A 21,895-nucleotide genomic window follows, 5' to 3' on the forward strand; every position below is an offset into this window, starting at 1 on the left:
TCAGTTCGCCCCCGTCTCGTCGCCGGCCGCCGCGCCGCAAGAGTCCGGGCAGGTGCCCACATGCACCACGACGGTCCTGAAGTCGTCCACGTACGCCCGCGAGTCCGCCGGCACGAGCACCGTCGTGTCGGTCGCCTCGATCACGGCCGGGCCGGCCAGCCAGGTGCCGCCGGTGAGCGAGTCGAGGTCGGCGACGTCGACCGGCGCCGGTCCCCCGGCCAGGTGCACCACGCGCGATCGGCGCTCGGCCGGTCCGCCCGCCGCGGGTGGTGGCACGATCAGCGGTTTCGGCACCCGGTGGATGGCGTCCAGCCGGATCGACGAGACCTCGATGTCCTCGCGGGCGCCGTCGGTCCCCTCGCCGTACATCGCCGTGTACTTCGTCCGGAACGCCCGCTCGAGGCCGTCGACGTCGCGCGACTCCAGCAGCTCGACCGGGTAGGCCACCTCGACGTGCGAGGACTGCCGCAGGAAGCGCATGCCGAGGAACATCTCGAAGTCGAGGTCGTCGGCGGCGGTGTCGCCCAGGTCCGACAGCGAGCCGCGCACCGTGTGCACCAGTTCCTCGCGCAGCTCGTCGACGCGCCCGACGACCTGCTGCAGCGACTGCGTGAGCAGCAGCTTGCACGACGCCACCCGCGTGGACACGATGTCGGCCATCGCGATGCCCAGCGCGGAGAACACCGAGGCCTGCCGGAACACGTACACGCGGTGCACCCCGAGGATCCGGGCGTACTGGGCCGCGTGGGCGCCCCCGGCGCCGCCGAAGGAGTAGATGACGAAGTCCTCGGGCAGGTAGCCGCTCTGCACCACCTCGCGGCGCAGGATGTCGCCCAGCCGGTTGTCGGTGACCTGCAGGATCCCGGCCGCCGCCTCCTGGATGTCGCGGCCCATCGGCCGCGCGACGTGCTCCTCCAGCGCCGCGAACGCCCGGTCGCGGTCGAGCGTCTGCCGCCCGCCGAGGAAGTTCTCGGGGTCGATGACGCCGATGATGACGTTGGTGTCGGTGACGGTGGGCAGCTCGCCGCCGCGCCCGTAGCAGGCCGGCCCGGGGTCCGAGCCCGCGCTGTCAGGGCCCACCCGCAGGCCGGCGCCGTCGTCGTAGCGGGCGATGGTCCCGCCGCCGGCGCCGATCGACTTGACGTCGGCGAGCGGCAGCGCGAGGCGGTACCGGTCGAACACCGGCTCGTCGGCGTACCCGAACGAGCCGTTGACCACCAGCCCGACGTCGAAGCTGGTGCCGCCCATGTCGCCGGTGAGCACCTGGGTGTGGCCGAGTCGGCCGGCGAAGACCTGGCTGGCCCGCATGCCGCCGGCCGGCCCGGACTGCAGCATGTCGATGGGCCGGATGCTCTGCCAGTCGGCGAGACCGCCGTTGCCCTGCATGATGAGGAACGCGCCGGTGAACCCGTCGGCGCGGAGCCGGTCGTTGAGCCGGCGCAGATAGGTGTTGACGACGGGTCCGACCGAGCTGTTGGCGACGGCGGAGTTCGTGCGGGCGTACTCGCCGGCCCGCTGGCTCAGCTCGTGGCCGGTGCTGAGGTAGACGTCGCGGGTGACGCCGGACGAGCGGATCAGCTCGGCGGCGCGGCGCTCGTGCACCGGGTTCGCCCACGAGTTGAGGAAGCTGATCGCCAGCGCCTGCGCGCCCTCGGCGGTCACGAGGCGCTCCGCCGCTGCCAGCACCTGCTCGTCGCGCATCGGGACGACGACCTTGCCCTGCGAGTCGATCCGCTCGTGCACGCCGAGGATGCGCTGCCGCGCGACCAGCGGCTCGGGCTTGGTGACGGAGGCGACGTGGCGGATCTGCTCGTCGGAGAGGCCGTCGACGCGCCCGACGGCGCGCATGATGAGCGGGGTGTCCTCGAAGCCCGCCGTCGTCAGCAGGCCCACCCGCACGCCACGGCCGGTGAGCAGCGCATTCGTCGCCACCGTGCTGCCGTGCTTGACGTAGCGCACCCGGCCCAGGAACTCCTCGACGCTCTGGCCGTGCGCGGCGGCGAGGTCCGCCACGCCGGTGAGCACGCCCTCCTCCAGCGCGCCGGGCGTGGTGGCGGCCTTGGTCGTGGTCAGCGTGCCGTCGGCGCCCAGCGCGACGACGTCGGTGAAGGTGCCGCCGATGTCGATCCCGACCGTCAGTCCTGTGTCCACGTCGTCTCCTTCGTCGGTCCGGCCGGCGAGCCCTCCTGCGCCGGCGAGCCCACCCGGGCCGGCGGCTCGTACGTCGCCACGTCCTTCAGCAGCCGCTTCAGCCGCGGGCCGAGCGGGTTCTCCAGTTCCTCGCGGATGTGCGCCAGCGACCCGAGGCAGCGGCCGATCAGCGCGAAGCTCTTCGTGATCTGCCACGGCAGGCCGAGGTCGAGCGAGATCGCCGCGATCGCCCCCGTCACGTTGACCGGCCGGTCCTTCCCGGTCCTGCGCTGCAGCTCGTCGCGCACCTCCCGCAGCAGCGCGCACTGGTGGCCGGCGACGCCCTCCTCCTCGGCGATCTCGAACAGCCGCCGTGCCCGCGGATCGCCCTCGGTGTGGGTGCTGTGGCCGACGCCGTAGACGTAGCGGCACCCGCCCAGCGCGTCGGCCACCAGCCAGCGGGCCTGCTCGGCGACGGTGTCACCGTGGTCCAGGGCGGCGACGAGGTCGTGGGCGCACAGCTCCGACGAGCCCAGGTGCTTGCTGCCGGCGCCGAGCAGCGACGCCGCCACCGCGCCCTGCAGCGACTCGGGGCTGTTCTTGTAGGTGAGCCGCGCGACGGCGACGGGCGCCACCATGCCGTGCTCGATGAGGACCACCAGCAGCGCGTCGAGCAGCCGCCGCTGCGACGCCGTCGGCCACGACCCGGTCAGCAGCAGGCCCACCATGTCGGTGAACGACACCGAGCCGAGCAGCTCCTCGGTGAGGTCGTAGCCGTGCACCTGGACGCGGTCGCCGAAGGCGTACCCGAGCCTCGTGACGCCGTCCGGTTCTCCGTTCGTCACCCGGACCTCCCGGTCAGGACTGTTTGCGGTCGGTGGACGGCAGCCAGGCCGTGGCGCGGGCGTCGATCGCCTGGATGAGCCGGGCGATGACCAGCGCGACGACGATGATGACCAGCAGCACCGCGAGCACCGTGGCGGCGTCGAAGCCGCGGCCGGCCGACATCAGCAGCGCGCCGAGCCCGACCGCCGCGATGAACATCTCGCCGTTGATCATCCCCTTGACGCCGCGGCCCGCGCCGAGCCGCAGCCCGGCGAAGATCAGCGGCAGCGAGGCCGGCAGCAGCACCTTGAAGAAGGTCTGCACCCGGTTGGCGTTGAACGAGCGGGCCATCTCCTTCAGCGACGCGTCCACGCTGCGCACCGCGCCCTCGGCACTGACGATGATGATGAACAGCGAGTACATGACGATGACCGCGACGATGGACCACCGCGACAACCCGAAGATGGCGAAGAAGATCGGCGCGAAGATCAGCGACGGCGCCGTCAGGAACGCGTTGACGTAGATGTCCAGCGCCGCGCGCAGCCGGTACGACAACCCCATCAGCATGCCGACCGGCACGCCGACCACGATGCAGAACGCGAACGCCAGGGCGAAGTTGCCGAGGCTGCCGAGCAGGTTGGTGAGGATGTCGCCGCTGAGGATCAGCTCCCACAGCCGCACCAGCACGTCGCTCAGCGGCGGGAAGAACGCCGCGTCGGCGCTGCGGCCGATCAGCTCCCAGAGGGCCGCGCCGATGGCCAGCGACAGGACCTCCTTCCACGGCAGCTCCACCCGGCGGCGACGGCGGGGCGCGGTGGCGGCGCCGGTTCCGGCGCCGGTTCCGGTGCCGGACGGCCGCCGGGCCGCCGCCGTCGCCGAGGCCTCGGTGCTCACGACGTCACCGGGGCCGGGGCGCCGACGTCCACCGTCGACATGGCCCGGATCTGCCGCCACAGCTCGCTGGTGATCCGGCCGAACTCCGGATCCTCCTCGACGTCGTGCCGCGGCCGGGCGAGCGGGACGTCGTAGATCTTGTGCAGCCGCCCCGGGCTGGGCTCGAGCAGCACCACGCGGTCGCCGAGGAAGACGGCCTCCTCCATGCTGTGCGTGATGAAGATGACCGTCGTCTTGTGCGCCTCCCACATGCCGAGCAGCTCCTCCTGCATGTAGCGGCGGGTCTGCTCGTCCAGCGCGCTGAACGGCTCGTCCATGAGCAGCACCTTCGGGCGCATGACCATCGCCCGGGCGAGGCCCACGCGCTGCTGCATGCCGCCGGAGAGCTCGCGCGGGAGGCTCTTCTCGAACCGCGCCAGCCCGACGGTCCGGATCATGGCCCGGGCCTGCTCGTACCGCTCGGCCCTGGGCACCTTGCGCAGCATGAGCCCGAATGCGACGTTGTCGAGCACGCTGGCCCACGGCAGCAGCGCGAAGCTCTGGAAGACCATCGCGCGGTCGTCGCCCGGCCCGTCCACCGGGACGCCGTCGATGGTGATCTCGCCGGTGTTCCAGGGCACCAGCCCGGCGAGGATCTTGAGCAGCGTGGTCTTGCCGCAGCCCGACGGGCCGAGAACGGTGAGGAACTCGTTCTCCGCCACGGACAGCGAGAGGTCGTCGATCGCGAGCACCGGCTCGGCGTCGCCCCGGGCGGGATAGATCTTCGTCAGGTTGGTGATGGAGATCATTCTTTTCCTGCCCTTTCGTTTCCGGTGACCGCCCAGGGCGCGAGCCGGCGTTCGGCATAGCGGGCGAGCTCGACGAGAAGCAGTGACTCGATCACGACGATGATCACGGCGGCGTACAACTTCTCCGAGGCGAAGAAGCCGCGGAACTCGAGCACCATCCCGCCGATTCCGACCGAGACGAGAAGGAGTTCCGCGAGGATCATTCCGGTGACCGCACGCCCGGTCCCGATGCGAATTCCGGTCATGATCGCCGGTAGCGCCGACGGAATGAAGATCCGCCGCCAGATCTGCAGTTCCGACGCCCGCAGAGAACGCGACATCTCCACGAGCGAGATGTCGACCTGGCGAATTCCGGTGCGCGCGTGCACCACGATCATCGGCAGCGCGAAGATGTAGACGAAGATGACCCGGGACGTCAGTCCGATGCCCACCGACATCAGCAGCAACGGCGTCAAAGCCGCCATCGGCGTGACGAGCAGGATGTTCATGTACGGGTCGACGAACTTCTCCGCCGACCGCGCCCGGCCCATGTACAGCCCGAGCGGGATCCCCGTGACGATCGCCAGCGGGAAGCCGATGAGCAGCGCCTGGTTGCTCACCCACAGCGCCGACCACAGCTCCGGGTCGACCAGCAGCTCGCCGAGGCTCTGGATCGTCCCGAACGCCGTGGGGAACATCAGCCCGCCGTTGATCATGGCGAACACCTGCCACCCGGCGACGAACACGAACAGCGTCACGCTGCGCAGGAACCAGGGCCGGTCCCAGAGCGCTCGCCGTTCCCGCCGGCCTGCCGGGCCGGCTCCGGGCGTCTCCGGGGCCGGTCGGCCGGTCATCGTCCTCTGATCCATGGGCCGCTCCACCTCGTGGTCCGACGGGGCCGGGTCAGTGCGGGGTCAGTGCCGGGTCGGTGCCGGGTCACACCCTGCCGATCTCCTCGAGCACCGCCTCGAGGTAGCTCGGGTCGACGATCTGCTCGACGGTGAGGCCGTCGCCGGTGATCCCGCCCTCGGCGAAGGTGTCGATGGTGAACTGCACCTCGTCCGGCGACAGCTCCGCGTTGACGCTGAACATCCCGAGCCCGGCGTACTCCTCGGACACGATCTCGAGGACGGAGGTGTCGAAGTCCTCGACGTACTTCGGGATGAGCTCGGCCAGGTACGCAGGGTCCTCGGCGATCTTGCGGTTCTCCTCGACGATGGCCTTGAGCAGGTCGTGCACGATCTGCGGGTTCTCGCTCATGAACTGCTCGTTGCCGTAGTACGTGGTGGTCTTCAGCTCCGGGATGTCCTCGGAGAAGCTGGTCAGCCGGTTGAAGCCGTCGCGCGTCTCCTCGAGCTGGATCGCGTCGGCCAGCTCGAGCGGGCTCGCGTCGATCTGCCCGCCCACCAGCGCCTGCAGGCGGTTCGGCGACCCGGCGATCACGACCTCCTCGGCCTTCGTGCCCGGGCAGTCCGTGTCCATCCACAGGTGCACCATGGCCGTGCTGATGGCGCCCTCGCTGTGGATGGCGAGCCGGCGCCCGTCGAGGCCCGCGCAGTCGGCGATGTCGTCGACGCCGTAGACGGTCCACTCGTTGGCGACGCGGTCGGCGATCCACTTCAGCGGCGCGCCCTGCTCGATGGCGAGCATCGTCGACTGCGACGTCCCGCTGGAGAACTCGAAGTCACCGGAGGCAGTGCCCTCGACGGTGAGCTCGGACTCGGCGATCCACGGCGTCTCGATCTCGTAGCCCTGCTCGCGCAGCACGTCGATGGCCGAGAGCAGCGGGACCATGGAGACGCCGGGGACGCCGGGCATCGCGACGGTGAACGGCGGCGCGTCCTCGGGCGAGGCCGTGCCGGCGTCGCCCGCGTTGCCGCCGTCGCCGGCGTCGGTCGTCTCGTCACCTCCGTCGTCGCCGCCGCAGGCGGTGAGTCCGAGGCCGAGCGCGATGACGAGTCCCAAGACTGAGGTGGAACCTCGGGTAATGCTCATCGGCGTTTCTCCAGTCAGCGCGAAAGCAAAAGGGGAATATGACCCGTCGCCGCGGCGATGGGCCGTGGACGTGCGCGAAACCCGGTGTGCAGTGCGTCGAGCGGAAATTCGGTCGTCGAATCCGGTGAACCGAAAGAAAGCGAGATCGTGGCAGGGCAGGCGGAGCTGACGAGCACGAGGCGAAACCCATCGGGCAGACCACTTGACGGGCGGAGCTCATGCTTTCGAGAGCTCATCCCCTCCGAAGAGGACGGCTCTCCACTCGGTCCGCGAGGAACGATCCTCGGCGTGGATGTTGCCTACTTGATAAGGTATCCAGACCGTACAGGGACGCCTGAGGCCGGTCAAGGGCGGCAGGAAAAATCGTGGAAAAGATCCAGAACGGGCGGATCGGATGACCCGCGCCGTGACGGTCAGACGAGCTCCTGCGGCTTCTCGCCGGGTGAGCCCTCCTGGTCCGACGGCTCCGTGGCGGCGCCCTGCTCGGCGGCGCGGCGCTTGTTGCGGGCGCCGATGCGGTGGCGGATCAGCTCGACGAGACCGGTGATGGCCAGCGCGATGCCGAGGCCAACGCCCAGGCCGAGCAGCGGGTTGTCCTCGAACGCGTGCCCGCCGACGTAGCCGATGAGGCCCGAGTAGGTGCCCCACGACAGCGCCGCGATGGCATCGAAGAAGGAGAACTTGCGCAGCGGGTACTCGACCGTGCCGGCGGTGAGCGTGACCGCCGTCCGCCCGCCGGGAATGTAGCGCGCCACGACGATGATGACGCCGCCGCGTTCCTCGAGCATGCGCCCGGCCCAGGCGAACATCGCCCCGGACTTCTTGCCGCCCTCGATGCGATGCCTGACCCGCGTGCCCGCGGTGCGGCCGATGAAGTACGAGATGTGGTCGCCGACGAACGCGCCGGCCGACGCTGCCAGGATGACGAACAGCAGGTTGGGCACGCCGTCGGCGGCGGCGAACACGCCGGCGGTGATGACCAGGGACTCGCTCGGCACCGCCGGGAAGAACCCGTCGATGGCGGAGATGGCGAAGAGCACCACGTAGACCCAGGGCGACCCCATGACGTCGCGGGCAGCCTCGATGATCGCGTCGTTCATGGTCCCCCGTGTTCGCCGTTCGCCGAGTGGTCACCTCCGACCCTACGCGGCCGATGAGGCCCGTACATGCGACCTCAGGCGGAGTCGCACCCCCGACTTTCGTCGGGGGTGCGGGTCAGGGTCAGTCCTGGAACGCCTCGGGCGACGGGCACGAGCAGACCAGGTGGCGGTCGCCGTAGGCGCCGTCGATGCGTGCCACCGGCGGCCAGTACTTGTCCTCGCGGCTCGACGGCGACGGGTACACCGCGGCCTCGCGGTCGTACGGGTGCGTCCACTCGGCGACCACGGAGGCGGCCGTGTGCGGGGCGTTGACCAGCGGGTTGTCGTCGGCGGGCCAGTCACCGGCGGCGACGCGGTCGGCCTCGGCCCGGATCGCGATCATGGCGTCGCAGAACCGGTCCAGCTCGGTCTTGTCCTCGGACTCCGTCGGCTCGATCATGAGCGTGCCGGCGACCGGGAACGACATGGTCGGCGCGTGGAAGCCGTAGTCGATGAGCCGCTTGGCGACGTCGTCGACGGTGATGCCGGTCGCCTTGGTCAGCGGGCGCAGGTCGACGATGCACTCGTGCGCCACCAGCCCGCCGCGGCCGGTGTAGAGCACGGGGAAGTGGTCGCGCAGCCGCACGGCCATGTAGTTGGCGTTCAGCACGGCCGTCTGCGTGGCCAGCTTCAGCCCGGCCGGGCCCATCATGCGGACGTACGCCCACGGGATGGGCAGGATCGACGCGGACCCGAACGGCGCCGCCGCGATGGGCCCGACGCCGGTCGCCGGGCCGGCCTCGGGCAGCAGCGGGTGGTTCGGCAGGAACGGCGTCAGGTGTGCGCGCACGCCGATGGGGCCGACGCCGGGACCGCCGCCGCCGTGCGGGATGCAGAACGTCTTGTGCAGGTTGAGGTGGCTGACGTCGGCGCCGAACTCCCCCGGCTTGGCCAGCCCGACCAGCGCGTTGAGGTTGGCGCCGTCGACGTACACCTGGCCGCCGGCGGCGTGCACCAGGCGGGCGATCTCGGTGATCCCCTCTTCGTAGACGCCGTGCGTCGACGGGTAGGTCACCATGATCGCGGCCAGCCGGTCGGCGTGCTCGTCGATCTTCGCCTGCAGGTCGGCGAGGTCGACGGTGCCGTCGCCGGCCGCCGCGACCACCACGACCCGCATGCCTGCCATGACCGCCGACGCCGCGTTGGTGCCGTGCGCGCTGGACGGGATGAGGCAGACGTCGCGCTGCTCGTCGCCGTTGGAGCGGTGGAACGCCCGGATCGCCAGCAGCCCGGCCAACTCGCCCTGCGACCCCGCGTTCGGCTGGATCGAGACCGCGTCGTAGCCCGTCACCGTCGCCAGCCACCCCTCGAGCTGGCGGATCATGGCGACGTAGCCGTCGGCCTGCTCGACCGGCACGAACGGGTGGATGCCGGCGAACCCGGGCCAGGTGATCGGCTCCATCTCGGTGGCCGCGTTGAGCTTCATGGTGCACGAGCCGAGCGGGATCATGCCGCGGTCCAGCGCATAGTCCTTGTCGGCGAGCTTGCGCAGGTAGCGCAGCATTGACGTCTCGGAGCGGTGGGTGTTGAAGACCGGGTGGGTGAGGTACGGGCTGTGCCGGCGCAGACCTTCGGGGACGGCGTCAGCTGCGGTCCCGCTCGGGACGGTGTCGGGGTTCACCCCGAAGGCGCGCAGCACCCGGGCGACGTCGGCCGCCGTCGTGACCTCGTCGCAGGCGATGCGGACGTCGTCGACCCCGGCCGGGCCGAGGTTGACGCCCAGCTCGGCGGCGTCGGCGACGACGGCGTACGCGCGGCCCGGCACCCGGGCCAGCACGGTGTCGAAGAACGCGTCGTGGACGACCTGGACGCCGCCGGCCCGCAGCGCCGCCGCGAGCGCCGTCGCGTGTCGGTGCACGCGGGTCGCGATCTCGCGCAGCCCCTCGGGCCCGTGCCAGACGGCGTACATGGAGGCGACGACGGCGAGCAGCACCTGCGCGGTGCAGATGTTCGACGTCGCCTTCTCGCGGCGGATGTGCTGCTCGCGGGTCTGCAGCGCGAGCCGGAAGGCCTGCGCGCCGTGGGCGTCCTTCGAGACGCCGACCAGCCGGCCGGGCAGCCCGCGCTCGAGCCCGGCCCGGACGGCCATGTACCCGGCGTGCGGGCCGCCGTACCCGAGCGGCACCCCGAACCGCTGCGAGGACCCCACGACGACGTCGGCGCCGGCCTCGCCGGGCGGCGTGATCAGCGTCAGAGCCAACAGGTCTGCGGCGACGGTGACCAGCGCGCCCCGCTCGTGCGCGGCCTCGACGACCGGGGCGAGGTCGCGGATGCGCCCGGACGCGCCCGGGTACTGCACGACGACGCCGAAGAGGTCGCCGTCGGGCAGCCCCTCGTCGAGGTCGGCGACCACGACGTCGATGCCCAGCGGCTCGGCCCGGGTCTGGATGACGGCGATGGTCTGCGGCAGGCAGTCGGCGTCGACGACGACGGTGTTGCTGGTGGTGCCGCGGATGGATCGGCGCATGAGCGTCATCGCCTCGGCGGCAGCGGTCGCCTCGTCGAGCAGGCTGGCGTTCGCCGTCGGCAGCCCGGCGAGGTCGGACACCACGGTCTGGAAGTTCAGCAGCGCCTCGAGCCGGCCCTGCGAGATCTCGGGCTGGTACGGCGTGTAGGCGGTGTACCAGGCCGGGCTCTCGAGGACGCGGCGCACGACGACCGGCGGGGTGACGGTGTCGTAGTAGCCGAGGCCGATCATCTGGGTGTGCCGCTGGTTGCGCCGCGACAGCGCCCGCAGCTCGTCCAGCGCCTCGGTCTCGGTGGCGGCGGGCGGCAGGTCGAGCGCGCCGAGGTTGCGGATGGCGTCGGGGACGGCGGCCTCGACCAGCGCGTCCAAGGACTCGTACCCGACGGCGTCGAGCATCTTCGCGATCTCTTCGTCGCGCGGCCCGATGTGCCGGGAGACGAACGGTGCGTCGCAGGCGACCTGCGACAGCGGCTGGGACAGGGACATCGGCGGAGCTCCTCGGACACGTGTGGACGAGTTCGCTCCCCCTCTGTCGCCGCCGATGACGGCTTCAGAGTGGCCTCGCCCGACCGGTCCTTGCTGCCTGAGAGGTTGGCGGGGATGTTGCCCCTTCGGCGCCTCGCGCGTGGCGAGAACTCTCCCGGCCCGGGTCCACAGCTCGCCGTCAGCATAGCTCGCCGGCCCCGGGCAGGCGACGCGGACGCGCGGACCAGCCGGCTGGCGCTCGTCGCGCTCCCATCGCGCCTTGCCCTGATCGTTCGGGTGCCGGCGGCGGAAGCTGAACGGCGGGATCAGTTCGGGCGGGACGACCGGGACGCGGCGGCTGAGCGTGCCGTCCCACCAGTCCTCGGCCTGCTTGACCTGCCATACGGGGAGATGCGCCGGATAGCGCCGTCGGCCTCGGTTCAGGCCGATCACCAGCGGCGCCTCCAAGATCAGTTCGTCGCTATCGTCGATCAGCACCGGCCGTAACCGGCAGGCTTCGAGACACGTGACCACCATGCGCCACGACGGGACGGTTCGCCCCGTCTCTGCCCGGACGATCGCCGACAGCGATACGCCCGACCGCTCCGCGAGCTCCCGTTGGCTCAGGCCCGCGTAGGCCCGCGCCGTGCGCAGGACACACGTGACTGCGCTGAACTCGAGGCGATAATGCGGCGAGGCGCCTTCGTGACCCCATGCGGGTATCGGCACTCGCGGTTTCGGTATCCAGTCCTCATCGTCCTCGTTCATGTGATCATCGGACCACGTCGGATCCGGCCGCGACGGCACGAAGATCCGTTATGGGGACAACCCGGTAGATTCCTTCGCCCTGTGGGCAGGCCGCCCCAGCACCCGTCGCGCCGGCCCCGGCCCCAGGGAGGCCCCCTTCGAGTCGCTGGAGGTCTGCGGTCGGATGCGACCGCAAAGCGCGAACGCGCGTTAGAGGTCTGCTGTCACAAGCGACCGCAGACCTCCAGCACGGCGGGACACTCCCCCGAAGGCGGCTGGCCTGGGCGGGCGGCCCAGCCACGGGACCGCAAGTCCGCAGCGACAGGGCCGCCCCGCTCAGCCGAGGTCGGACACGTCGGGCGGGGGGCGTGCCGTCCTCGCCGAACGGGGTGCCGCCGAGGACCTCGCGGTGATGCGGTTCCTGCCAGCCCGAGAGGTCCGGGCCGGCCGGGACGATGCGCGACGGGTTCAGCTGGTCGAGCACCTGGTAGTAGTGGCGCTTGATGTGGTCGAAGTTCACATCCCCGCGAAGCCGGGCGTCTGGTAGAGGTCTCGCGCGTACGCCCACAGCACGGGCAGCTCGGCCAGCTTGTGCCGGTTGCACTTGAAGTGGCCGTGGTAGACGGGGTCGAAGCGGGCCAGCGTCGTGAACAGCCGCACGTCGGCCTCGGTGAGGTGGTCGCCGACCAGGTAGCGCCGGTTCGCCAGCCGCTCGGAGAGCCAGTCCAACCGGGCGAACAGCGCGTCGTGGGCTCGCTCGTACGCCTCCTGCGACGACGCGAACCCGGCCTTGTAGACGCCGTCGTTGACGTCCATGAAGACCAGCTCGTTGATCTCGTCGATCTCGTCGCGCCACTCCAGCGGGTACAGGTCCGGCGCACCCGGCCGGTGGTATTCACGCCACTCGGTGCTGAGGTCCAGCGTGATCCGCGGATAGTCGTTGGTGACCAGCCGCCCCGACGGCACGTCGACGATCGCGGGGACGGACACGCCGCCGTCGTAGGAGGGGTCGGCGGCGGCGTAGGCCTCGGCGAGGTAGCCGATGCCGAGGACAGGGTCGCGGCCGTCCGGGTCCAGCGTGAACCGCCAGCTGCGCTCGTCCTGGATCGGGTCGGCGATGCCTATCGAGAGGGCACCCTCGAGGACGTACCCGACGACGCCGCTCGGGAACGCGAAACGCCCGCTCCGGGGGCGGAGCGGGCGTTCGGGACGTGGGCGAGCGAGTGGCTAGGCCCCTGCCGCGCGGGCGCGACGGCGGGCGGCCAGCTGGTCGCCGGGGTGCTCGGCCGGAGGCTCGCCCGGCTTCTCGGCCGGCAGCTCGACGAGGGTGGCCTCGATCTCGCGCCACACCCGCCCGACAGCGATGCCGAAGACGCCCTGGCCACCCTGGACGAGGTCGACCACCTCGTCGGCGGAGGTGCACTCGTAGACGCTGGCACCGTCGCTCATGAGCGTGATGCCGGCGAGGTCCTCGACGCCGCGGTCGCGCAGGTGCGTGACGGCGGTGCGGATCTGCTGCAGCGAGACGCCGGTGTCGAGCAGCCGCTTGACGATCTTGAGGACCAGGATGTCGCGGAAGGAGTAGAGCCGCTGGCTGCCGGACCCGGCGGCGCTGCGGATGCTCGGCTCGACGAGGCCGGTGCGGGCCCAGTAGTCGAGCTGGCGGTACGTGATGCCGGCGGCGCTGCAGGCGGTGGGCCCGCGGTAGCCGACGTCCTCGGGGACCGGCCCGACCATGCCCTCGAACAACAGGCCCTGACGCGTGGCGGCGCGGCCGGCCGCGGCGGTCCGGCCGGCGTCGTCCGCCGTGCCGGTACCGGATGTGCTGTCTGCGCTCACGCCGACCCCTTCGTGGTCCCAAACCGATTGCGACGTCGTCTTACACCAGTGACGTTAGGCCCGGGCCCAGCGCCGGTCAATGCAACACGCGGCAAGTCTCAAGCTTCACTTCAGCTCTAGACAGGAATCACACCAGTCACACGAGTCACACGCACTCCTAGCCGCTGAAATCCTCCGGAGTCACCTCGTCGAGGAACTGCCGGAACCGGGCCACCTCGTCCTCCTGCTCCTCGGAGTCGGGGTCGGACATGAGCACGCCGGCCTCGTCGAGCAGCGGCTCGGACGCGTAGATGGGCGACCCGGTGCGCAGCGCCAGCGCGATGGAGTCCGACGGCCGCGAGCTGACCTCGAGCCCGCCGGAGAGCACCAGCTCGGCGTAGTACGTGTTGTCGCGCACCTCGGTGATGCGGACCTGCTCGAGCGTGATGCCGGCGGCATCGAGCACGTCTTTGAACAGATCGTGAGTCATGGGCCGCGGTGGCACGACACCCTGCTGGGCGAACGCGATGGCCGTGGCCTCCACCGCGCCGATCCAGATCGGCAGGAACCGGTCACCGCCCACCTCACGCAGAAGGACGATGGGCTGGTTGGAGGGCATCTCCACTCGGACGCCCACGACGTCTAGCTCGCGCACGCCTTCAACACTACCCCCGCTCCCCGCCCGGCTCAGCCGGAGAACTGTTCAGCGAGACAGCCGGCGGATCCCGGCGTCGACCAGCGCGGCGTGCAACCGGACGGTCAGCCGGGCGGCGTCGGTGGCGGCCTCCTCGGCCCGGCCGCGGGAGTCGGCCCCGCGCTGGCGGAACATCGGCGCGACGACCTGTTCGACCAGCCCGACCTGGCGCTCGGCGGCGGTGCGGACGGCGCGCAGATGCCGTGGCTGCAGGCCGTACTGCGCCAGCTCGCCGACCGTGCGGGCGACCAGCAGGGCGTCGGCGTCGTACGCGCCCCCGCGGCGCGCCGTCACCAGCCCGTAGGACTCGAGCTCGGCCAGCAGGTCGTCGCTGATGCCCGCCGCCTCGAGCAGCGACGCCCGCGGCAGCAGCACCTCGTCGTTGGCGCCGGCCGCGGCCGTGTACGGCGTGACCGTGCTGCCGCCGTCGGTGACCAGCTCCATGCCGCGGTCGAGTTGCGCCAGCTGCTCCTTGATGACCCGCAGCGGGAGGTAGTGGTCGCGCTGGACGGTGAGCACGTAGCGCAGCCGGGCGACGTCGTCAGGGGTGAAGCGGCGGTAGCCCGACGGCGAGCGCTGCGGCTCCACCAGGCCTTCGGTCTCGAGGAAGCGGATCTTCGAGATGCTCACCTCGGCGAAGTCGGGCCGCAGCTGGGCCAGCACCTCGCCGATGCTCATGGTCTGGCCGGCCGGCGCGGCGTCGCGCCGCGCCGGCCCGGAGGCACGCGCCGAGTTCCCCTCGGCGGGACTCACCTCGGCCCGCCTCCGAACCCGTGCTGGCTGGAGTAGTAGACCAGGCGGTACTTGCCGATCTGGACCTCGTCGCCGTTGCTGAGCGCCACCTCGTCGATGCGGTCGCGGTTGACGTAGGTGCCGTTGAGGCTGCCGACGTCGGACACCACGAAGCCGCCGGGCATGCGCCGGAACTCCGCGTGCCGCCGCGAGACGGTGACGTCGTCGAGGAAGATGTCGGAGTCGGGGTGCCGGCCGGCGCTGACGACGTCGGTGTCGAGCAAGAAGCGGCTGCCGGCGTTGGGGCCGCGCAGCACCACGAGCAGGGCGCTGCCCTCGGGCAGGGCGTCGACGGCGGCCTGGTCGGCCGCCGCGAGGTCACCGGTGTCGTCCCGCTCGACCTGTGCGGTCTCCTCGCGCACCATCGCCATGGTGCTCGTGGCGTCACCCCCCGTCTCGGCCGGCTGCATGGGCCGGACCAGCGGGGTTCCGCAATTGGAGCAGAACTTCGCGTCGGACGGGTTTTGGTGCCCGCACTGGGTGCAGAACGGCATCGGCTTGGCCTCCCGCCGCGGGTCTCCCCACGACTTCGACTCGTCGGCGCTACGAGTGTCTCACTGACTCTCGACCAGCGCCTGAGGGTTTACGGATGTTGGCAACCTAGATCCGGCTCCCGCCAGGGGTCAACCGAGGATTCGACCCTATCTGCGGGGGCGGACCCGGCCGCACCTACCCCTCGACTTGCGAGCGGTAGTCGGCGGCGGTGAGGAGCTGGTCGACGGCGCCCGGGTCGGCCGGGACGATCTCGACCATCCAGCCGGCGCCGTACGGGTCGGCGTTCACCTGCTCGGGCGCGGCGTCGAGCTCCTCGTTGCGGGCGACGACGGTGCCCGTGACCGGCGCGAACAGCTCGCTGACGCTCTTGGTGGACTCGAGCTCACCGCAGACGCCGCCGGCCGTGACCTCGTCGCCGACGGCCGGGAGCTGCACGTAGACGATGTCGCCGAGCTGCTCCTGGGCGAAGTGCGTGATGCCGACGCGGACGCTGCCGTCGGCCTCGCCGGGGCTGCGGATCCACTCGTGCTCCGCGGTGTACCTCAGGTCGTCGGGATACAACGGATCTGCCTCCTCAGCGGCACGGACGGCCGGTCGGCGGGGTACGGCGGGCGGGTGTGGCCGGCCGGTCTCATTCGTCCTCGTCCTCCGGCGCCGGGCGAGCGTACTGAGGCGCCTTCGGCTCGTGCAACACGTCGACGGTGAGCTCGTCGTACTCGTCGACGGTCGCCTCGGCGTCCTCCTGCTCCTGGATGCGGTCGACGACGCCGTCGGGGAACGTCATGGAGCCGCTCAGCTCGCTCGGCTCGCCGATGGCGACCACCTCGTAGGGCGGCTCGATGATCTGGCCGCCGACCGCGAGGACGTCGAGGTCGGGGTTCACGAACGAGGTGTCGGCGACCACCCGGACCTCGGAGTCGTTGCCGTGGCCGCGGATCTGGATCGCCTCGGCGCCGGCCACCCGCAGCTCGTTGATGGCACGGAGCATGAGGATGGCGTTGACCCGGTGGCCGGGGTCGCTGATGGTCATGATGATGCCCGGCCCCGTGGCCGGGATGGTGCCGGCCAGCACGCCGGTGGTGCGGGCGCGCTCCTGGGCCTGCTCGAGCGCCGCCTGCTCGGTGTCGGCGCCGCTGATGAGGTCGCGGCGGTCCGCCTCGAGCTCGCCCACGTGGTCGTCGAGCCGGTCGCCCTGACGGCGCAGGCCGTCGAGGATCTGCACGAGGTCGTCGCGGCGGGCGTTGGCGAGGGTGTCCTCGTCGTCGGCGCGCACCTGGAGGACGGCGCCGAAGCCGAGCATGAAGACCAGCACGGCCACGAGGAGCTGGCCGCCGTCGGGCTTCTGGGTGACGGCGTTCCACAGCCGGCGAGTGCCCGACGGCGCGGCGGGCGTGAACCGGCTGCCGGCGCCGGCGGGCACGAACCGCTGTGCCGGCGCCGCCTCGGCCGGCTCCTCGTCGTCGCGTGTGTCGTCGCGGTCGTCGTCGCGGTCGTCGCCGCGGGTGTCGTCCCGGTCGTCGTCGACGGCGTCCTCGGCGGCGGCGTCCTCCTCCGCACGGGCCTCGTCTCCGATGGGCTCGGGCTCGTCCGGGGTGCCGACGGCGTCCGCTCGGTCCGGGGGTTCGACGGCGTCGGGCTCGGGCTCCGCCGGGGCGCGGCGGTGCGCGTGCCGCGGCAGGATCGCCTCGGGCAGGGAGTCGACGCCGTCGCCGGGGGCGTCGGTGCGGTCGGTGGTGCCGTCGGGCTCAGGCATGGAAGATGTGCCGCCTGATCGTCGCGACGTTGGTGAAGATGCGGATGCCCAGCACGACGATCACCGCCGTCGACAGCTGCGAGCCGACGCCGAGCTGGTCGCCGAGGAACACGATGAACGCGGCGATCAGCACGTTGGCGATGAACGACACGACGAACACCTTGTCGTTGAAGATGCCCTCCATGACCGCCCGGATGCCGCCGAACACCGCGTCGAGCGCGGCGACGATGGCGATCGGGAGGTACGGCTGCAGCTCCAGCGGCACCGTCACGTCGAAGAAGAGGCCGGCCAGGATGCCCAGGACGAGCCCCGCCAAGGGGATCATGGTGCGCCCTCCCCAGGGGTCGCAAAGGAAAGAGGCGTGTTCCCGGCCGGCAGGGTCAGCGAGTCGTGCGAGCTGACGTCGGAGTCGATGCCGTTCTCGCCGGCGATCCTGCGCAGCCACTCGCCGCCGATGTTGTTGGCGAAGTCGTTGCCCAGCGTCCGGGAGTCGCCGATGGCAGAGACCTCGTAGGGCGCGTTCATGGGCCGGTAGTTGATCTGGATGATGTCCTGGGCCTGGCGGATGGCGGTGAGCGGGGTGATGCGCTGGCCGTTGATGCTGATGGCCTCGGCCCCGGCGGCCCACAAGCCGTTGACCACCTGCTGCAGGTCGAGGTCGAGGACGTAGTCGAGACCGCCGTCGGAGTTCTGCTCGTCGGCGTTGTGGATCGTGACCACGACCCCTGGCCCCGTCACGGCGATCGAACCGGTTGTCGCCTGCAAGCTCTCGACTTCCTCACGCATCTGCTGCCCTGTGGTGGAGTTCTGCAGGAGGCTGTCCTCGAGTTCGCTGATCTCGGACTCCAGCGCGCTGACGTCGCCCTGGAGCCGGCTGACGCGGTCGTCCTCGTTGTGGATCTGCTCGATGAGCCCCTGCCGCTCCGAAGAGACCACACTAGCGGTGTTGCGCACCTGGACGACCGCCATGGTCAGCAACAGTCCGAGCGCGACCAGGCCGAGCGCCAGCGCGGGCGAGCGCCAGGTGCGTGCGGACGTCGGCTTCTCGCCCGCGGCGCGCCGGCGGGCGGCGGCGTCCTCGTACCCCGGCTCGAGCGGCTTGGCGAAGATGTCGTTGAGCAGCGACATCGACTCGTCCGGCCGCCGGAGCGGACGGACGCGAGGAGGCTGCCCTGTCACCACGCCCCCCATGCTCGCACGCGCCCCTGATCGTTCCACGCCGACATCCGTGCCAGGTGGTCAGGAATTCCGTGCGGGGCTGGTCTCGGCGAGGACCTTGCGGGTCTGCTCGGTGTAGAGGACCGCCGCCCACCAGTACAGCGCGACCCCCCAGATGACGAACGCCCAGCCGAACACCCGCGCCAGCATGGGGACGGTGCCGTCGCCGTCGCCCCACAGCAGCAGCGGGAAGGCATACAGCAGGCAGGCCGTCGCGGACTTGCCCAGGAAGTGCACCGGCAGCCCGGTGATGCCGCGGCGGGCGCGCAGCAGCGCGACGATGCCGGTCATGTACACGTCGCGCGCGACGAGCAGGATGGCGAACCAGAGCGGGATGATGTCGCGCACCGTCAGCGCGATGATCGTCGTGAAGATGTAGAGCCGGTCGGCCAGCGGGTCGAGCAGCTGGCCCACGCGGCTGATCTGGTTCCAGCGGCGGGCGAGGTAGCCGTCGAGGTAGTCGGTGAACCCGGACACCGCGAGCACGACGATGGCCAGCGTGTCGGCCTCTTCGACCAGCACCAGCCAGAGGAACACGGGCACGCCGAGGAGCCGCAGGAACGACAGGATGTTCGGGATCGTGAACACCCGGTCGGTCTGCACCTCCGTCTCCTGCGCTTTCACAGCCCGTCCTCCCCCATGTCTCCCCGTGGCGCGGCTGCCGACCCAAGAGTACGCGTCACAGAACGGCCCGGTCGTGCGTCTTGTGGGTGTGGCGGCCACGGGGACGGACGGAACGGTGTCATTTTCCAGGGACCGGAAAATGCGATGCGCGACGGCGTGCGCTGCGGTCATCCTTGCCTGCATGGGGGTCGGCAGGTGCGTGCGTGATAGCTATCACACCCGCAATGGTTGCAGGTGCGTTAGTATTCTCGGGTGCCCGCGTCCGAGGACGAGTTCGTCCGCTCCCTCGAGGCCTTCTTCCGTCAGGTGTCCTGCTCCAAGGCCGACTCCGACCTGCGCTCCATGGTCGAGCTCGACCTGTCGATCTCGCAGTTCCGCTGCCTCATCACGCTGGGCCAGCACAGCGCCGCGCTGCCCATCAACGAGCTCGCCGACCTCCTCGACCTCACCCTGGCCACGGCCGGCCGCAACGTCGACCGTCTGGTCGCGCACGGCCTCGTCGAGCGCCGCGAGGACCCTCAGGACCGCCGCGTCCGGCTCGTCTCGCTCTCGGAGTCGGGACGGACGATCATGACCGAGATCGACGTCCACCGCCGCAACGCGCTGGTGACGTTCGCCCGCTCCCTCGATCCCTCGGACCGGGACCGGCTCTTCGCCGCACTCGCTCCGATCGTCGAACCATCCGCACCATCTCGCCTGGAGGAACAACTCTCATGAGTGCACCGGCCGGACCCCCCGCTACCGGGTCCGACGACAAGCTCGACCGCGGCGTCCTGAAGGTCGCCGGTGTGGTGGTGCTCGGCGCCATCATGTCGATCCTCGACATCACCGTCGTCAGCATCGCGCTGCCGACCTTCCAGTCCGAGTTCAACACGACCGTCGCCACCGCCGCGTGGACCATGACGGCGTACACACTCGCGCTGGCCGCGGTCATTCCGATCAGCGGCTGGGCGGCGGACCGGTTCGGCACCAAGCGGCTCTACCTGACCTCGCTGGTCCTGTTCACGCTCGGCTCGGTGCTGTGCGCCATGGCCTGGGACATCGGCCCGCTCATCGGCGCCCGGGTGCTGCAGGGCCTGGGTGGCGGCATGCTGATGCCGCTGGGCATGACCATCATGACCCGCGCCGCCGGCCCGGACCGCGTCGGCCGCGTCATGGCCGTGCTGGGCATCCCGATGCTGCTGGGCCCGATCGGCGGCCCGATCCTGGGCGGCTGGCTGATCGAGGCGTACTCGTGGCACTACATCTTCCTGATCAACCTGCCCATCGGCATCATCGGCTTCGTCGCGGCGTGGCGCGTGCTGCCGAAGGACCAGCCCCAGCCCTCTGAGAGCTTCGACTTCGTCGGCATGGCACTGCTCTCCCCCGGCCTGGCGGCGTTCCTCTACGGCGTCTCGTCCATCCCCGAGCACGGCACCGTCAACAACGCCGAGGTCCTGGTCCCGGCGCTCATCGGCCTGGCCCTCGTCGTGGCGTTCGTCTTCCACGCCCTGCGCAAGAGCCACCCGCTGATCGACCTGCGGCTGTTCCTCAACCGGCACCTCACCATCGCCGTGGTGACGATGTCGCTGTTCATCGTCGCGTTCATGGGCGCCGGCCTGCTGTTCCCGAGCTACTTCGTGCAGGTCCGCGGCGAGACCACGCTGGCGGCCGGGCTGCTGATCGCGCCGCAGGGTCTCGGCGCCATGGTGACCATGCCCATCGCCGGCCGGCTCACCGACAAGACCGGCCCCGGCAAGCTGGTGCTCGGCGGCATCGTGCTCATCGCCCTCGGCATGAGCACGTTCACCCAGCTCGAGGCCGACACGTCGTACTGGCTGCTGCTGAGCTCGCTGTTCGTCATGGGCCTCGGCATGGGCATGACGATGATGCCGATCATGTCGGCTGCGCTGGCCAGCCTCACGCACGGCGAGGTGGCCCGCGGCTCTACGCTGATGAACATCGTCCAGCAGACCGGCGGTTCGATCGGCACCGCCGTCATGTCGGTCATCCTGACCCAGAACATCCTCAACAACGAGTCCGCCGCCATGTACTTCGGTGCCGTCAACACCCAGACCGTCGACCAGCTGCCGGCCGAGGCCGTGTCGGCCGGCCAGTCGGCCATGGCGGGCGCGTTCGGCGACACCTACCTCGTGGCGATCGTGCTCGTGGTGCTCTGCCTCATCCCGGCGTTCTTCCTGCCGCGGAGCAAGCAGGAGCTGCGCCACGACCCGCGCGAGGACGAGGGCGAGGGTGAGGGCGACGCCAGCCAGGCGCCGCCGGTCATGCTGCACTGACCCGGTTCTCCGGGTTTCGACGGGGAGGGCCCCGGTTGGCATCGCGCCGGCCGGGGCCCTCCCCGTTTCTCGTCTGCCCCACCGCTCCCCACCCGGTCAGCGGCGGACGCGGTAGCGCAGGTGGGTGACGCGCGAGCCCTGGACGACCTCGGGGTCCTCCAGCACGACCTGGGAGTCGAGGTTGTCGAAGTAGCGGATCCCGTCGCCGAGCAGCACCGGGACCAGGTCGATGCGGACCTCGTCGAGCCAGCCGGCGTTGAGGCACTGCTGCGCGAGGTTGGGCCCGGCCACGCCGATGTCGCCGTCGTCGCCGGCCACCTCGCGGGCCAGGCGCATCGCCGTCTCGAGGTCACCGACGAAGGTGAACGGGGCGTCCGGGATCGGCGGCCAGTCCGCGGGCGGCGGGCGGTGCGTGACGACGAAGGTCGGCGCGTCGTTCGGCGGGCGGCCGCCCCAACCGTGGGCGAAGTCGAACAGCGCCCGGCCGGTGACGAACGCGCCCTCCGACGTCGCCGTCCGGTTCCAGTAGTCGGCGCTGGCCCGGGTCATGTGGAACGTGATCGGGTACCCGGGCGGCCGCACCTCGACGTCGCCGTTGGTGTACCAGTCGAAGAGCGGGCCGACGCTGCCGTCGGGCGCCGCGATGAAGCCGTCCAGTGAGGTCGAGAAGCTCGACAGCACGGTTCCCATGGTCACGGTCCTTCCCTGCGCTGAATGTTCACTCGGTCTTCCCGCTCGCCCGGACGTTGCGGGTCTACTGTCGACGTGGCACGGATCGCGTTCCGCGGATCCGCCG

20 protein-coding genes, 2 pseudogenes and 1 riboswitch are annotated in these 21,895 nt (G+C 70.9%); of the genes and pseudogenes, 2 read left to right on the top strand and 20 right to left on the bottom strand.

Annotation, left to right across the window (positions count from 1 at the left end; translation table 11 throughout):
- The 19 genes and pseudogenes from HD601_RS20280 to clsA all read right to left on the bottom strand — a co-directional run bounded on the left by HD601_RS20280 (window position 1) and on the right by clsA (window position 18,823).
- Window positions 1-2,151 carry a hydantoinase/oxoprolinase family protein gene (locus HD601_RS20280; RefSeq protein WP_184824913.1) on the bottom strand — a complete coding sequence of 717 codons (2,151 nt, stop codon included), beginning with the start codon at window positions 2,149-2,151 and terminating at the stop codon, window positions 1-3.
- Entirely contained in the window at window positions 2,136-2,975 is an 840-nt protein-coding gene (locus HD601_RS20285) for a citryl-CoA lyase (protein ID WP_184824915.1), read from the bottom strand. The genes HD601_RS20280 and HD601_RS20285 overlap by 16 nt, the downstream gene beginning before the upstream one ends.
- 13 nt (window positions 2,976-2,988) lie before the next feature.
- Window positions 2,989-3,849: an ABC transporter permease subunit gene (locus tag HD601_RS34030; RefSeq protein WP_184824917.1), complete on the bottom strand. Its 861-nt coding sequence runs from the start codon at window positions 3,847-3,849 to the stop codon at window positions 2,989-2,991.
- Window positions 3,846-4,637, bottom strand: coding sequence for an ABC transporter ATP-binding protein (locus HD601_RS20295; protein ID WP_184824919.1), 792 nt, complete (start codon window positions 4,635-4,637; stop codon window positions 3,846-3,848). Before HD601_RS20295 ends, HD601_RS34030 begins: the two co-directional genes overlap by 4 nt.
- The gene (locus HD601_RS20300; protein ID WP_184824921.1) at window positions 4,634-5,470 is read right to left on the bottom strand and encodes an ABC transporter permease; all 837 of its coding nucleotides are present in this window, start codon (window positions 5,468-5,470) and stop codon (window positions 4,634-4,636) included. The genes HD601_RS20295 and HD601_RS20300 overlap by 4 nt, the downstream gene beginning before the upstream one ends.
- An 82-nt stretch (window positions 5,471-5,552) precedes the next feature.
- Window positions 5,553-6,581, bottom strand: coding sequence for an ABC transporter substrate-binding protein (locus HD601_RS20305; protein WP_184824923.1), 1,029 nt, complete (start codon window positions 6,579-6,581; stop codon window positions 5,553-5,555).
- 443 nt (window positions 6,582-7,024) lie between these two features.
- Window positions 7,025-7,711, bottom strand: a complete 687-nt coding sequence (locus HD601_RS20310) for a DedA family protein (RefSeq protein WP_184824925.1) — start codon at window positions 7,709-7,711, stop codon at window positions 7,025-7,027.
- 121 nt (window positions 7,712-7,832) lie between these two features.
- Window positions 7,833-10,703 (bottom strand): aminomethyl-transferring glycine dehydrogenase, encoded by a 2,871-nt coding sequence (gene gcvP / locus HD601_RS20315; protein ID WP_184824927.1) that lies wholly within the window; start codon window positions 10,701-10,703, stop codon window positions 7,833-7,835.
- A gap of 74 nt (window positions 10,704-10,777) precedes the next feature.
- Window positions 10,778-10,870, bottom strand: a riboswitch (glycine riboswitch).
- A 313-nt stretch (window positions 10,871-11,183) separates the two neighbouring features.
- Window positions 11,184-11,450 (bottom strand): annotated as a pseudogene (locus tag HD601_RS36275) (helix-turn-helix domain-containing protein); the annotation flags it as partial.
- A gap of 340 nt (window positions 11,451-11,790) precedes the next feature.
- Window positions 11,791-12,572: pseudogene (locus HD601_RS35890) on the bottom strand (glutathione S-transferase C-terminal domain-containing protein); the annotation flags it as partial.
- Between the two features lie 84 nt (window positions 12,573-12,656).
- The gene (locus HD601_RS20330) at window positions 12,657-13,268 is read right to left on the bottom strand and encodes a MerR family transcriptional regulator (RefSeq protein WP_425503419.1); all 612 of its coding nucleotides are present in this window, start codon (window positions 13,266-13,268) and stop codon (window positions 12,657-12,659) included.
- A 157-nt stretch (window positions 13,269-13,425) separates the two neighbouring features.
- On the bottom strand, window positions 13,426-13,902 hold the full coding sequence (locus tag HD601_RS20335; protein WP_184824929.1) for a bifunctional nuclease domain-containing protein: 477 nt from the start codon (window positions 13,900-13,902) through the stop codon (window positions 13,426-13,428).
- 48 nt (window positions 13,903-13,950) lie between these two features.
- Window positions 13,951-14,619 (bottom strand): transcriptional regulator FtsR, encoded by a 669-nt coding sequence (gene ftsR / locus HD601_RS20340; protein WP_184830083.1) that lies wholly within the window; start codon window positions 14,617-14,619, stop codon window positions 13,951-13,953.
- Between the two features lie 71 nt (window positions 14,620-14,690).
- Complete coding sequence (locus HD601_RS34040) at window positions 14,691-15,227, bottom strand: double zinc ribbon and FHA domain-containing protein (protein ID WP_131984753.1); 537 nt, start codon at window positions 15,225-15,227, stop codon at window positions 14,691-14,693.
- A gap of 175 nt (window positions 15,228-15,402) precedes the next feature.
- Window positions 15,403-15,789 carry a glycine cleavage system protein GcvH gene (gene gcvH, locus HD601_RS20350; protein ID WP_184824930.1) on the bottom strand — a complete coding sequence of 129 codons (387 nt, stop codon included), beginning with the start codon at window positions 15,787-15,789 and terminating at the stop codon, window positions 15,403-15,405.
- Window positions 15,790-15,859: 70 nt separating this feature from the next.
- On the bottom strand, window positions 15,860-16,981 hold the full coding sequence (locus tag HD601_RS20355; protein ID WP_184824931.1) for a DUF881 domain-containing protein: 1,122 nt from the start codon (window positions 16,979-16,981) through the stop codon (window positions 15,860-15,862).
- A complete protein-coding gene (locus tag HD601_RS20360; protein WP_184824932.1) occupies window positions 16,974-17,306 on the bottom strand; it encodes a small basic family protein in 333 nt (110 codons plus the stop codon). The genes HD601_RS20355 and HD601_RS20360 overlap by 8 nt, the downstream gene beginning before the upstream one ends.
- A complete protein-coding gene (locus HD601_RS35895) occupies window positions 17,303-18,163 on the bottom strand; it encodes a DUF881 domain-containing protein (protein WP_184824933.1) in 861 nt (286 codons plus the stop codon). Before HD601_RS35895 ends, HD601_RS20360 begins: the two co-directional genes overlap by 4 nt.
- A gap of 57 nt (window positions 18,164-18,220) precedes the next feature.
- Window positions 18,221-18,823 carry a cardiolipin synthase ClsA gene (gene clsA / locus HD601_RS20370; protein WP_221441153.1) on the bottom strand — a complete coding sequence of 201 codons (603 nt, stop codon included), beginning with the start codon at window positions 18,821-18,823 and terminating at the stop codon, window positions 18,221-18,223.
- A 252-nt stretch (window positions 18,824-19,075) separates the two neighbouring features.
- Between clsA and HD601_RS20375 the strand changes: the two genes are divergently transcribed.
- Together HD601_RS20375 and HD601_RS20380 are read left to right on the top strand one after the other, a co-directional pair.
- Window positions 19,076-19,540, top strand: a complete 465-nt coding sequence (locus HD601_RS20375; RefSeq protein WP_184824935.1) for a MarR family transcriptional regulator — start codon at window positions 19,076-19,078, stop codon at window positions 19,538-19,540.
- Entirely contained in the window at window positions 19,537-21,099 is a 1,563-nt protein-coding gene (locus HD601_RS20380; RefSeq protein WP_184824936.1) for a DHA2 family efflux MFS transporter permease subunit, read from the top strand. The genes HD601_RS20375 and HD601_RS20380 overlap by 4 nt, the downstream gene beginning before the upstream one ends.
- A gap of 96 nt (window positions 21,100-21,195) precedes the next feature.
- Here HD601_RS20380 and HD601_RS20385 read toward each other — a convergent pair whose 3' ends face one another.
- Window positions 21,196-21,789, bottom strand: coding sequence for a dihydrofolate reductase family protein (locus HD601_RS20385; protein WP_184824938.1), 594 nt, complete (start codon window positions 21,787-21,789; stop codon window positions 21,196-21,198).
- Between the last annotated feature and the right edge of the window lie 106 nt (window positions 21,790-21,895).

Origin of the sequence: Jiangella mangrovi (genome assembly GCF_014204975.1) — a bacterium.
In the GTDB taxonomy this organism is placed as follows: Bacteria; Actinomycetota; Actinomycetes; order Jiangellales; family Jiangellaceae; genus Jiangella; species Jiangella mangrovi.